The organism is Nocardia sp. MH4 (assembly GCF_019266065.1).
GTDB lineage: Bacteria > Actinomycetota > Actinomycetes > Mycobacteriales > Mycobacteriaceae > Nocardia > Nocardia canadensis.
Window position 1 is genome coordinate 18,131 of record NZ_LPNR01000112.1, and the last position, 12,317, is coordinate 30,447.

A 12,317-nucleotide genomic window follows, 5' to 3' on the forward strand; every position below is an offset into this window, starting at 1 on the left:
TGTTCGTCGGGCGCTACCGGTCTCACGTCGGAAAGGTTTGCTCCCTGTGTACTGTATTCGCGGTTCGCCACGGCCGCGAGGAGGTTCGCCCTCCGGCGCCGCCGTGGCGCGGCGTCGGTGCGCGCCGCGCCACGTGCGGCGAATATGTCGACGGCGAGAATTCGTGGCCCGCCACCCGCGGAAATTGCGGCCCGGCCGGAAATTGATCGGCCGGCGCACCCGGTATGCGCGGAACTCGCTGCCCGCGCCGATTTCGCTCCGTCGACGCCCTCACCTGCTGAAACGGCGATCGCGTTGTCGGCGAAACGAATGCGCGCGCGGTCCGGCTGGTAATGCTCCAGTGCTTCGAGATCGCCTCGTGATCGGCGGTCACGAGTTGCTATGGTGGGCAAGCGAATCGTTCATCCGAATGTGAGGAAGCTTGATGGGAAGCACTGCTCTCGACGTCATTGCCCTGCTGGTCAACCGTGCCGCCGGATTCTGGAACTGGATGGCGACCGGCTCGGCGGGATTCCCGCCGCTGTGACGGTGTGATCTGTGCGCGCGAAACCCCTGAAAGCCCCGGGCCTTCAGGGGTTTCGCCGTTTCCGGCCGGTGCGTTTGTAAGGTGGGCCCATGACGACCGTGGACACCGAGGCCGCGCCGGCGCCCCGGCGCTGGGTGCTGGCGATGCGCACATCGATCGTGCTGGCGGCCGGAGCGATCGGCGTCCTCGTCCTGAACGACGCCACCGAGTTCGACCTGTTGGTCACGGTCGGCGGCGGGCTCGCGCTGCTGGTCGCCGGGGTGCTGTGGATGGTGTGCGCGCCGATCGGGTGCGCGCGCTACCGGCGCTACGGCACGGTGCTGGTCGCGCCGCTGGTGGTGTCGGTCGGCATCGGCGCCGCCGTGGCCGGGATTCCGGATCGGGTGGCGTGGTGGCTGTCGGAATCGGCGGTGACGGAGGTGGCCCGCGCGGGGTGCGACGAGACCCGGGCAGGCTGGATCGGTGTCGTCCGGGTGCACTCGGTCGCCGCGAGCGACGGCGGCTGCCTGTTCCGGATCGGGGAGTCGCTCGGGGGCCTGGCCTACTTTCCCGACGGTGCGCGGCCGCCGGTCCACGCCCCCGCCACCTACCAGCCCGTCTACATCCCGTTCGACGGGAACTGGTACCGCTACTCCGTCGACCTGCACGACGAGCACTGAGACGGTCGTCCGGTTCTGTCGGACCCCGGCGTTACCGTTGGCGCACAGCCCATGTCGAGGAGGGTGACGATGACCGACAGTGTCGACGGTGTGCGCGAACGAGCGCGGCGTCCGGAGGATCTGAGCCGGCTGGTGGTCGAACGGCTGAATGCCGGTGACGTGGACGGCCTGGTCGAACTGTATGAATCCGAGGCGGTGCTCGCCCTGCCGGACGGCGTGGTGGCGACCGGCATCGCCGAGATCAGAGCCGCCTACGCGCGCCTGATCGCGGATCGGCCGGTGTTTCAGCTCGGCGCGCAGGCGCCCGCATTACGCGCGGGCGATCTCGCGCTCACCTCGTCGCGGCTGCCCGGCGGAACCGGGGCCACGGTCGAGGTCGCACGCAGGCAGCCGGACGGTAGCTGGCGCTGGATCCTGGACCAGCCGAACGTGCTCGGCTGAGCGGTCGGCGATGTCCAGAATGTTGGACATCGGCGGCACCGCCTTCTCCGTAGCGTGGTGCTCGGGTCGGGACCAGAACATCGAGGAGGCCTGTACATGACGAGGTCGAATTCCGTCCTCGCGCGGGCGTCGGGCTCCGACGGCGAGTGGCGCACGACGATGCCGATCGCCGCGCACGGAGACGACGCGGGCCGGGTGCAACGCCTGGTCGCCGCGTTCACCGAGGCCGAGGACACGGTGGGCGCCGCCGAGATCGAGGACGTCGTCGCCGCGTGGGTGCGCCAGGGCGTCTCTCTGGAGACGGTGCTGCGCTACGCGGTGCTGCGCGAACACCACAGCGCGGTGCACGCGATCACGGCGGCCCTGCTCGACGGCAGCGCGACCGCGACCATGGCGCGGCGCTGCGGGGTCGAGATCGCGTCGCACTACTGGGTCCTCGCGCTGGCCGTTGCCGACCATCCGGAGTCCGCGGGCCGGGTGCGTCCCGACCGCGCGCAGGCCAGGCGCAGGCTCGAACAGATGCGCGCCGAATTGTTCCGCTGGTCCGACGGCACCGCGCTGTCGCTGCTGACCGGCGACGGCGGCACCGCGCTGATTCCCGGCGATGTCGACGCCGACGAACTCGAGCCGCTCTTCGCCGCGCTGACCCATGCCGCGGGAGTGCCGATCACCGCGGCGGTCGCGCACTGCCCCAGTGACGCGTTGCCGACCTGGGCGGACCGGACGCACAGTCTGCTCGATATGGTGCAGCGGCTCGGCGTCGACGGCCGGCTGCACCACTTCGCCGACCTGGCGCTGGAATACCAGCTGACCAGGCCCGGCCCCGGGCGGGATTTCCTTGCGGCCCTGCTGGATCCGCTCGACGAGCACCCCGAACTGTTCGCCACCCTGCAGTGCCACATCGCGCACGACGTGAACCGGCAGCGCACCGCGCGCGCCCTGCACGTGCATCCCAACACCGTCGATTTCCGGCTCGAGCGCATCGCCCGGCTGACCGGCTGCGACGCGACCCGCAGCCACGGGCTGTGGCGCTTGCGGTCGGCGCTGGTCGCGCGCAGCTACCGCAGTGCGGAACCGGTGTAGCGCACCGGCTTTCGCCGCACGTCAGTTCTGGTTCAGACCGGTCGACAGCACGACGACGACCTTGTCCTGGGTGACCTCGCTGACCCGGACGTCCATGCCGTTGGCCGCCTGCGACTGCCCGACCGGCACCGTCAGCTGCTGACCGCCGATGCTCAGCGTCACCATGTCGCCGTTCACGGCGACCAGTTCGGCATCGATCCCGAGCACCGACGCCTTGGCGCTCACGCCGCGTTCGAAGGTCACCGTGCACCCGCCGACATTGCATTCGGAGGTGGTGCCGGGCCCCGTCATGGTGCAGGCGGTGGCGGCGAAGGGCAACAGGAGGGCGAACGCGCACAGCGTGATCAGCCGACGAACTGGCATGAGGGCCAGTGTAGTGCGCGCCGACAGGCCGCGGTCCACAGCGTGGACTCGGGATCGAAGGTGCAACGGAACGGTCTCGCCGTGTTGCGGGTCGACCTCGCCGGGTAATACCGTCGCTGACAGGTAACTGGCATCGCAGACGGGTTGCCGATCGTGTCCGGTACGTCGGGGTGAACTGGCCGAATCTGTTGTTCGCGGACAGACGTGCCGGTCAACCGGGTAGTCGCTGGGGCGAGCGGCCGAGATCGGGAGGTGGGTCGATGAGCGCGAGCGAGATGACGGTTGCCAGCCGCTGGTGGTGGCGGCCGGGATGGACACCGGGGCGGTCCTTCTACGACTGGCAGGTCACGCCGACCCAGCCCGTCGCCGACAAGCTGGTGGAGATCTTCGCGCCGACCCTGACCAGGCTGCCCGGCTTCGAACCCGTCGACGCCGGCCGTCTGCGGATCGGGGTCCAGGGCATCGGCTTCGTCGACGGGGTCAAGGGAGTGCATCTCGCGGCGCTGGTCGCCGGTTCGCGCGCCGCGCTCGCCGAGCGCGCCCCGTTCCAGCTCACCTTCGGCGCTCCCGTGGTTGCCGCCGACTCGATCCGTCTGCCGATCGAGCTGCCCGCCGATCTGCTCGAGGTCCGCGAGGACCTCACCCGTGCGCTGACCGAGGTGTGGATCCGGGAGCGGATCCCCGAGTTCGGTGAGCCGCTGCGGCCCTTCCTCGCCCTGGCGTATGCGACCCGGCCGACCTCGGTCGAGCACATTCGCGCGGTGCTCGCCGAGGACGGTTTCGCCGACTTCGGCCTCGACGACACCGTGTCGTCGGTGTCGCTGGTCGAATTGCTGTGTGAGAACCAGCGATACGACTGGGCCGAGGTGAGCAACGCCGACCTGCTGCGGGTGCCCGATCCGGTCGTCGAACCCACCGTCTACGACGATCCGCTCTTCGGCGCGTTGCGACGACCGGCGGACCTGCTCAGGGGATGAGCCGCGGCGGTGGCGTGCCGTGCGGCAGGCGCGGGCCCACCGCGACGCGAGCGCCTGCGGTCCGGCCCTTGCCCCAGCCGAGCTTCTCCCGGTACCGGCCGATGTGCTCGGTCGGCAGCGTCGCCGCACGCGGGAGCGCGGTCGACTCCGGGGACACGTAGAGCGCGTCGGTGGGGCAGTACGCCTCGCACATGAAGCAGGTCTGGCAGTCCGATTGCCTCGCGATCACCGGGATGCCCTCGGCGGTGCGGTCGAACACGTTGGTGGGGCAGGCGAGCACGCATTTGTCGCAGCCGATGCAATCCTGCGCGCGCAGCAATTCGATCACGACGCCACCGCCAGTCCGGAGTTGCGCGTGTCGGCGGTGCCGGTCCACGGGGCGTCGAGGCCGCCGGAGACCATATGATGGTGCTGCGCCGGATCGATGCCGGGATGATCGGCCCGTTTGCTCATGCCCCGGGTTTCGGTGCGTGACAACGTCGATCGGTACATCAGCCTGCCGACCGCGGTGATCGCCGTGGCCTGGCGTGCCCTGACCCGTTCGTCGCCGGTGGTGCCCGCCAGCCCGTCGGCGGCGGCGGTCCACAACTCGTCGAGGCGGGCGAGCGCGGGCCGCAACCGGTCGCCGTGGCGCAGGTAGTTCTTCTCGAACGGGATCAGCTCGGCCTTGGCGGCCGCGACCACCTCGTCGGCGGTGAGCGTGCCGGAACCGGTGGGTCGCAGGCCGACCCGGCCCGCACCCTCGACCTCGCCGCCCACCCGCGCCGTGCGGGCATAGCGCGCGGCGCCCGCCCCCGCCCAGCTGCCCGACGACATCGCCCAGGCCGCGTTGTGGCTGCCGCCGCCGGTGAAGCCGCCGCAGATCCGCTCCCTGGTCGCGGCGTCGCCGGCGGCGTAGAGACCGGGGATCGTGGTGGCGCAGTCGTCGTCGACCACGTCGATGCCGCCGGTGCCGCGCACGGTGCCCTCGGCGAGCAGATCGATCTCGAAACGCTGGGTGAACGGGTCGATCCTACGGCGGTCGAACTGCAGGAAGAAGTTCGGCTGCCCGAGGCGCATCTGTGCCTGCACGGTCGCGTCGGCGCGATCGAGCTGGGCGAACACCCTCTCCTGCAACAGGGTTCGCGCGATCACGGACCGTCCCTTGGTGGACCCGGCGTCCTCGAGCACCCGGCCGTCCTCGCCGAAGAAGGTGGCGTAGCCGTAGTAGGCGGTCTTGGTGATGGTCGAGCCCTTGGGCACGATCGCGTAGGCGTTGGAGAACTCCATGCCCGAGAACCGGGCGCCCACCTCGGCCGCCAGCAACGCGCCGTCGCCGGTGTCGACATTGGTGCCCAGCGCCCCGGACAGGAACGCGCATCCGCCCGAGGCCAGCACCACCGCGCCCGCGGTGATCCGGTAGTCCCGGTCGAGCTGACGCTGATGACCCGCCGCGCCGCGGACCGCGCCGGTGTCGTCGACGAGCAGTTCCAGGGCGGGGGAGTGGTCGTGGATCCGCACCCCGATGCGCTGTAGCCAGGCGCGCATCCGGCGCATGTACTCCGGGCCCTGCACGCCGGTGCGCAACTGCTCGCCGGTCGCCGGATCGACGGGGAAGGGGTAGCGGCCCTCGACGGCGAGCCGGTTCATGTTCGTGTAGGTCTGGTCGAGGACGCGGTCCATCCAGTAGTGGTCGGCGAGGTGCCCGCCCAGCGCCTCCCGGGACGCTTTCGCGCTCGCGCGGGCCGTGGCCTCGGGCGCGACGTACCAGACGCCGGTGCCCGACGGCGCGGTGGCGCCGCTGGTGCCGCAGTAGCCCTTGTCGACCAGGATCACCTCCGCGCCCGCCTCCCTGGCGTGGATCGCCGCCCAGGACGCGGCGGGACCGCCGCCGATCACCAGGACATCGGTGCTGGTGTGCCAGGTATCGCTCATGGATCGTTCTCCTGTCGAGAAGACCGGTGCCCGGCCGGGGGCCGGGCACCGGAGGGGAAATCAGGCGCCGGTGAACTTCTCGCCGGCCACCGAGCGCGAGGCCGTGCCGTCGACGCCGACCGGGACCTCGCCCTCGAGGGTGGTGCGGTAGAGCACCCGGGTGACGTCGAGATGGTCCAGATCGCTCGGGGCCAGGTGCGCGGTGGCGCGGTTGTCCCAGAACGCGATGCTGCCCTTCTCCCACCGGAATCGGACGGTGTAGGCGGGGTGGGAGATCTCGTCGAAGAGCAGCTGCAACAGGGAATCGCTCTGGGGCGGGGTCAGGCCGATGATCCGGGTGGTGAAGCCCGGGTTCACGAACAGCACCCGCTCGCCGGTCACCGGATGTACCCGGACCACGGGGTGCTCGGTGACCAGCGGCGCGGCCGCGATCTTGCGGGCGTAGTCGCTGTCGGCCTCCCACGGCGGGATCCGGCCGCCGAAGCGGTGCTCGGCGCGCAGGCCGTCGAGGAAGGTGCGCAGCGACTCCGGCAGCCCGGCGTAGGCGGCGGCCAGGTTGGTCCACTGGGTGTCACCACCGCGTTCGGGGGCGATCTCCGCGCGCAGGATCGAGGCCGCGGGCGGGTTGATCAGCGGGGAGACATCGGTATGCCACTGGTTTGTGTAGCTGAACTTCTTGCGGCCGAAGCGCTTCTCGTAGAGGCGGCTGTCGACGGCCAGGATCTCCGGGTGCTCGGTGGGCGCGTCGTCGTCGTAGGGGTGTGACGGGGTGACGGCGCCGAAGCGGCGGGAGAAGGCGATCTGCTCGGCGTGACCGATCTGCTGATCGCGGATGAACAGCACCTTGTGCCGGTGCAGGGCGGCGGTGAGCTCGGCGACCTGGTCGTCGGTGAGCTCGGTGCGCAGGTCGACGCCGGTGACCTCGGCGCCGATGTGCCCGGCGACCGGGGTGATCTCCAGTGCGGTGGCGGTGCGGGGGGTTTCGATGGTGGTCATGTTCTCGGTCCTTCGGGGATGCCGGGCTGGGGGCAGTGGGCTCGGTGGCCCGGACAGGAACTGCTCACCACCCGCATGAGGTCGATGTCGAGACGTCGGGTGCGCATCAGGCGCTGACCCGCGAATCTCGCTGGGCGAACTGGCTTTCCACCGGTTCGAGGCCGTAGTGGCCGCGCAGCGTGGTGGATTCGTAGTCGGCTCGGAACAGACCGCGCTCCTGCAGGATCGGCACCACCCGGTCGACGAAGTCGGCAAGGCCGCCGGGCAGATACGGCGGCATGATGTTGAAGCCGTCGGCGGCGCCCGCCTCGAACCAGGTCTGCAGTTCGTCGGCGACCTGGTCGGGAGTGCCGGCGAAGGTGCGGTGCCCGCGGCCACCGCCCAGCTTGCCGATGAGCTGACGCACGGTGAGGTCCTCGGTCTCGGCCAGTTCCTTGACCAGCGTGAACCGGCTCTTGCCGCCCTCGATCTCGCTCTCGGCGGGCAGCGGGGGCAGCGGCGCGTCCAGCGCGTGCGCGGTGAGGTCGACACCGAGCATGGACGAGAGCTGGCGCAGCGCGTAGTCGGGCGAGATGAGGTCGGTGAACTCCTGCTCGAGCGCCTTCGCCTCCGCGGCGGTGTCGGCGATGAAGGGCACCAGGCCGGGCAGCACCTTCAGCTCGTGTTCGGCGCGACCGTACTTCGCCAGTCTGCTCTTGAGGTCGCGGTAGAACCGCACACCCTCCTCGACGGTGCGCTGCGCGGTGAACACCGCCTCGGCCCGGTGTGCTGCGAACTCCTTGCCCGACTCCGAGGATCCGGCCTGCACCAGCAGCGGCCTGCCCTGCGGCCCCCGTGGCGAATTGAGCGGGCCACGCACCCGGAACCGCTCACCGGCGTAGTCGAGGGTGTGCACCCGGGAGGGATCGGCGAACACGCCCGCCTCGGTGTCGAGCACGATCGCCTCGGACTCCCAGCTGTCCCACAGGGCCAGGGCCACGTCGACGAACTCCTCGGCCCGTTCGTAGCGGCGCGCGTGCTCGGGGATCGCGTCGAGGCCGAAGTTGTAGGCCTCGTCGACGCTGCCGGAGGTGACGATGTTCCAGCCCGCCCGGCCCGCGCTGATGTGATCGAGCGAGGCGAACTTGCGGGCGAGGTTGAACGGCTCGTTGTAGCTGGTGGAGGCGGTGGCGATCAGGCCGATCCGCTCGGTGGCGGTCGCGATCGCCGACAGCAGCGTCACCGGTTCGAACACCGCGAGGGTGTTGCGTTCGATGCGCGGGCCCACCGCCAGGGTATCGGCGAAGAACACCGAGTCGAGCTTGCCGCGCTCGGCGATGCGGGCCAGCTCCTGGAAGTGCCGCACGTCGAGCACCCGGTGCGCGTCGGTACGCGGGTGGCGCCAGGCCGCCTCGTGATGGCCGACGCCCATCAGGAAGGCGTTGAGGTGGAAGGTCTTGCGGGACATGGGGTAACTCCTGGTCAGGCGTCGGTGGGCGAGGTGCGCCAGCGGGAGAGGCGACGTTCCAGCGCGACGAGGGCGAAGTTGAAGCCGAGGCCGATCAGCGAGATGGCCACGATGCCGGCGTACATCTGTGGAATCTGGAAGTTCTGCTGGGCCGCGGTGATCAGATAGCCGAGACCGGCTCTGGCGCCGACCATCTCGGCGGCGATGAGGACCAGGATCGAGCCCGCTGCCGCCATCCTGATACCGGTGAAGATCGACGGGATGGCCGCGGGCAGGATGACCTTCTGGAACAGCTGGATCGGCGAGAAGCCCAGCGACACCGCCGACTTCACCAGCAGCGGGTCGACCGTGCGCACACCGGTGATGGTGTTGAGCAGGATCGGGAAGAACGTCGCGTAGCCGATCAGCGCGATCTTGGAGGTCTCACCGATACCGAGGATCAGCACGAACACCGGCAGCAGTGCCAGGGCGGCGGTGTTGCGGAACAGCTCGAGCACCGGATTGAGGAAGTCCGAGACGGGCTTGTACCAGGCGATCGCGATCCCGACCGGCACCGCGATCACCAGGGCGATCGAGAAGCCGGTGACGGACCGGGTGAGACTGGCCGAGATGTGTTCGCCCAGTTGACCGTTGGCGGCCAATTCGGCGAAGGCCTGCACCACCACCGAGAACGGCGGCAGGAACACCTCGTCGACCAGGCCGAGCCGCGGCGCGAGTTCCCAGGCGCCGAGCAACAGCGCGAAGGCGAGCAGCGGCTTGGTGAGCCGGACCAGGGTGATCCCCGTCGCTCGCGCGGCGCGGGTCAGACCGGCGGGGATCGTGGGTCGTGGGACCGGAACGGCCAGGGAAGCGGCTGGTTGCGCGGCGACGTCGGTGGGGCGGGCGAGGACGGGGACGGCGCTAGACATGGGCGGGGCTCCTGTCGGTGGACGCGGCCGCCTCGGCGGTGCTGTCGTCGGTGGCGAGCTCGAGCCGCTGGGCCCGGCTCACCTCGCTCTGCAGTTCGGTCCAGATCCGGTGGCGGTAGTCGCGGAACTGTTCGCTGGAGCGGACGTCGATGTCGCCGGTGCGGTCGATGTCGATGTCGATCACGGCCTTGATCCGGCCGGGCCGCGAGGTGAGCACCGCGACACGCTGGCCCAGGTACACGGCCTCGTCGATGCCGTGGGTGATGAACAGGATGGTCTTGCCCGTCGTGCGCCAGATGCGCAGCAGTTCGTCCTGCAGCGATTCCCTGGTCTGCGCGTCGAGCGCGGCGAACGGCTCGTCCATGAGCAGCACCTCGGGGTCGAAGGCCAGACTGCGGGCGATCGCCACGCGCTGCTTCATGCCGCCGGAGAGTTCGTGCGGGTAGCGGTCACCGAAAGCGGCCAGTCCGACCAGCTCCAGGTAGTGATCGGCGATCGCCTTGCGTTCCTTGCGGGCCACGCCCTTGGCCTCGAGGCCGAACTGGATATTGGCGCGGGCGGTGCGCCACGGCAGCAGCGCGTACTGCTGGAACACCACGCCGCGGTCGAGGCCGGGGCCGGTGATCGGGGCGCCGTCGAGCAGGATCTGTCCCGCGCTGGGGGTGCTCAGGCCGCCGAGCAGATCCAGCAGGGTGGACTTGCCGGAGCCGCTGGGGCCGACCAGGACCAGGAACTCACCCGCGCCGACCTCGATGCTGATGTCGTCGATCGCGGTGAACTTCTCGGCCGCGCCGCGCACGGCGAACTGCTTGCCGACGCCCCGCAGCGCGAGTTTTGCTGTGGTGGTGCTCATTTCGCGGCGACGACCTCTCCGGTCGGGCCACTGGTCGGCTGGTAGGTGCCGTTGGCGTAGGGGTTGTCCTGGTTGGTGTAGAGGTCCTTGGCGGCGATCTTGCCCTTGGGCAGTTCGCCGTTGCGCTCGAGCCAGTCGATCCAGATCTGGATCTCGCGCTCGGCGATCACTGCGCCCGCGACCGGGATGCCGGAGCTGCGCCAGTAGTCGAGCAGCTTCAGGTTCTCGTTGCGGCCCCGCTTGGAGATGATCTCGGCGAACGTGGCGACCACCTCGTCGCGCGGGGTGATCTGCAGCCAGCGGGTCGCCCGCGCCGTGCCCTGCACGAAGTCCTTGACCGCCTCGCCGTTCTGGGCGATGTAGTCCTTGCGGAAGACGTAGGTGCCGTAGTCGAATTCGCCGAAGATGTCCTTGTCGGTGAACAGCGGGTGCAGGCCGCCGCGTGCCACCGCCCTCTCCCGATACACACCGCCCAGCGCGGCGACGTCGATCTGGCCGCTGCGCAACGCCTCCTCGGTATTGATCGGCGGCACCACGATCAGCTGGACCTGCTTGATCTCGGCCTCGCTGAGGCCCTGCTGGTGCAACCATTCCCGGGTGACGAACTCGTGGTGGGCCCCGAGGGTGTTGACGCCGACCTTCTTGCCGATCAGGTCACGGGCGGTGGTGATGCCGGAATCGTCGCGAACGAAGTAGCCGGTGAAGGACTTGGCATCGGAGCCGTAGGAACTGAGCACCGCCTGTACCGGGGCGCCACCGGCGGCGAGCTTGACCACCGCGCCGTTGAACGCGCTGCCGAATTCGATCTGCTTGGTGGCGGCGGCCTGGATGTTGGCCGGTCCACTGGTGGTGTCGCCTTCCCACTGCAGACCGATCTTGCTGAAGTAGCCGAGGTGGTCGGCGAGTTCGAAGGCGGTGACCAGGCCGGTCTGGCCCTGATAGCGCAGGACGGTCTTGCCGTCGGCGGTCGTCGGCGCATCGGTGGCGCCGCACGCGGTGACCACCGCGAGGGCGGCGGGAACGACGAGCGCGGCGGCGAGCGCACGCAGCGGACGTCGTCGGAAGAGGGTGGAGAACATGTTTCGGGGTTCTTTCGACGGCACGCGTGACCGTGCGGCGGCCACACGGGCGCACGCCGCGACGCTCCGCGCGAACGGATTACCGGGGGTGAGAAAAGAGGAATCGGCGGACCTGGGATGCCGCCGCGGCGTCAGCGGCGACAGAATCCGGGCGACAGGCGCATCAGGTCCACCGTACGGCGGCGGACGAGCGCGGGGGATTCGATCATGACGGGACTTTCCTGATGAAGTGCGGCGAAGGCTGCGCCGCAACGGATTCCATAGTGCGCCCGCTGGGATCCGGGCGGCAATGCTGTTTTCGCATCGTGGAAATCACGGTGCGCCGAATCCCGTACCAGCGGCGCCCGCGTGGAAATACGGTCCGATGCGCACGGCGATCTGGTGCATGGCGGGCACGACGGCCCGCACGAGATCACGGTCGAGGCGCACCGAACGCGCCTGCACGCCCAGTGCGCCCCAGACCTGCTTGTCCGGCCCGAGCACCGGGACGGCGATCGCGCGGATCGGTTCCTCGCTGTCGATCTCCTCGACCGCGAACCCGCGCCTGCGTACGGCGTCGAACAGTTCGCCGGTGCCGGCGTCGGCTCTGGCCGGAGTGTGCGCGAGCAGGGCGTGGCCGACCGCGCTGGTGTGCAGCGGCCTGCGCTCCTGCGGAATCTGGTTGTGGCAGAAGTACACCGGCGGCCGGGCCTGGAAGACGGTGAGCGCTTCCTCGGCGTCGGGCACGCTCAAACTGACGGTGATCTTGATGCCGGCCGCGAGAGCGTACAGATGCGGTGCGGCGGCGTCGAGGCCCAGCCGCGAGAGCGCGGGTCTGGCCAGGCAGGCCAGCCCGTGCCCGATCCGGTAGCGATCGGTGGTCGGATCCTGCTCGAGCAGCCGGCCGCGCACCAACGCCTGGGCGAGCCGGAAGGTGGTGCTGACCGGCAGTCCCGCCCGCTGCGCGAGTTCACTGAGCGAGAGTTCGGGATCGCTGCCCTGGAAGCAGTTCAACACGTGCACCGCGCGGTCGACTGCTTGCGCGCCGGAACGCGGCGGTTCGGTGGCGGTCATGGCGGCTCCCTCTCGACG

Annotated in this window: 13 protein-coding genes; 4 read left to right on the forward strand and 9 right to left on the reverse strand. The window is 70.0% G+C overall.

Annotated features, from left to right (window positions below; all coding sequences use genetic code 11):
- Positions 1-615 precede the first annotated feature (615 nt).
- The 3 genes from ATM97_RS22235 (at position 616) to ATM97_RS22245 (ending at position 2,709) form a co-directional block, all read left to right on the forward strand.
- A complete protein-coding gene (locus ATM97_RS22235; RefSeq protein ID WP_218719988.1) occupies positions 616-1,185 on the forward strand; it encodes a hypothetical protein in 570 nt (189 codons plus the stop codon).
- 69 nt (positions 1,186-1,254) lie between these two features.
- Positions 1,255-1,626: a nuclear transport factor 2 family protein gene (locus ATM97_RS22240; protein ID WP_218719989.1), complete on the forward strand. Its 372-nt coding sequence runs from the start codon at positions 1,255-1,257 to the stop codon at positions 1,624-1,626.
- A 96-nt stretch (positions 1,627-1,722) separates the two neighbouring features.
- On the forward strand, positions 1,723-2,709 hold the full coding sequence (locus ATM97_RS22245) for a CdaR family transcriptional regulator (protein ID WP_218719990.1): 987 nt from the start codon (positions 1,723-1,725) through the stop codon (positions 2,707-2,709).
- Positions 2,710-2,730: 21 nt separating this feature from the next.
- Here ATM97_RS22245 and ATM97_RS22250 read toward each other — a convergent pair whose 3' ends face one another.
- Positions 2,731-3,072, reverse strand: a complete 342-nt coding sequence (locus tag ATM97_RS22250) for a hypothetical protein (protein WP_218719991.1) — start codon at positions 3,070-3,072, stop codon at positions 2,731-2,733.
- A gap of 260 nt (positions 3,073-3,332) precedes the next feature.
- Between ATM97_RS22250 and ATM97_RS22255 the strand changes: the two genes are divergently transcribed.
- Positions 3,333-4,049: a 2'-5' RNA ligase family protein gene (locus ATM97_RS22255; RefSeq protein ID WP_218719992.1), complete on the forward strand. Its 717-nt coding sequence runs from the start codon at positions 3,333-3,335 to the stop codon at positions 4,047-4,049.
- Here the strand turns inward: ATM97_RS22255 and ATM97_RS22260 are convergent.
- The 8 genes from ATM97_RS22260 to ATM97_RS22295 form a co-directional block, all read right to left on the reverse strand.
- On the reverse strand, positions 4,039-4,377 hold the full coding sequence (locus ATM97_RS22260; protein ID WP_218719993.1) for a ferredoxin family protein: 339 nt from the start codon (positions 4,375-4,377) through the stop codon (positions 4,039-4,041). The two genes, ATM97_RS22255 and ATM97_RS22260, sit on opposite strands and share 11 nt — an antisense overlap.
- A complete protein-coding gene (locus ATM97_RS22265; RefSeq protein WP_218719994.1) occupies positions 4,374-5,963 on the reverse strand; it encodes an FAD-dependent oxidoreductase in 1,590 nt (529 codons plus the stop codon). Before ATM97_RS22265 ends, ATM97_RS22260 begins: the two co-directional genes overlap by 4 nt.
- A 60-nt stretch (positions 5,964-6,023) precedes the next feature.
- A complete protein-coding gene (locus tag ATM97_RS22270; protein ID WP_218719995.1) occupies positions 6,024-6,959 on the reverse strand; it encodes a TauD/TfdA family dioxygenase in 936 nt (311 codons plus the stop codon).
- 106 nt (positions 6,960-7,065) lie between these two features.
- Complete coding sequence (locus tag ATM97_RS22275; protein ID WP_218719996.1) at positions 7,066-8,406, reverse strand: LLM class flavin-dependent oxidoreductase; 1,341 nt, start codon at positions 8,404-8,406, stop codon at positions 7,066-7,068.
- Between the two features lie 14 nt (positions 8,407-8,420).
- Positions 8,421-9,314, reverse strand: a complete 894-nt coding sequence (locus ATM97_RS22280) for an ABC transporter permease (protein ID WP_218719997.1) — start codon at positions 9,312-9,314, stop codon at positions 8,421-8,423.
- A complete protein-coding gene (locus ATM97_RS22285) occupies positions 9,307-10,167 on the reverse strand; it encodes an ABC transporter ATP-binding protein (protein WP_218719998.1) in 861 nt (286 codons plus the stop codon). Before ATM97_RS22285 ends, ATM97_RS22280 begins: the two co-directional genes overlap by 8 nt.
- Positions 10,164-11,246: an ABC transporter substrate-binding protein gene (locus ATM97_RS22290; protein WP_218719999.1), complete on the reverse strand. Its 1,083-nt coding sequence runs from the start codon at positions 11,244-11,246 to the stop codon at positions 10,164-10,166. Before ATM97_RS22290 ends, ATM97_RS22285 begins: the two co-directional genes overlap by 4 nt.
- Before the next feature lie 312 nt (positions 11,247-11,558).
- Entirely contained in the window at positions 11,559-12,299 is a 741-nt protein-coding gene (locus tag ATM97_RS22295; RefSeq protein ID WP_218720000.1) for an IclR family transcriptional regulator, read from the reverse strand.
- Positions 12,300-12,317 lie beyond the last annotated feature (18 nt).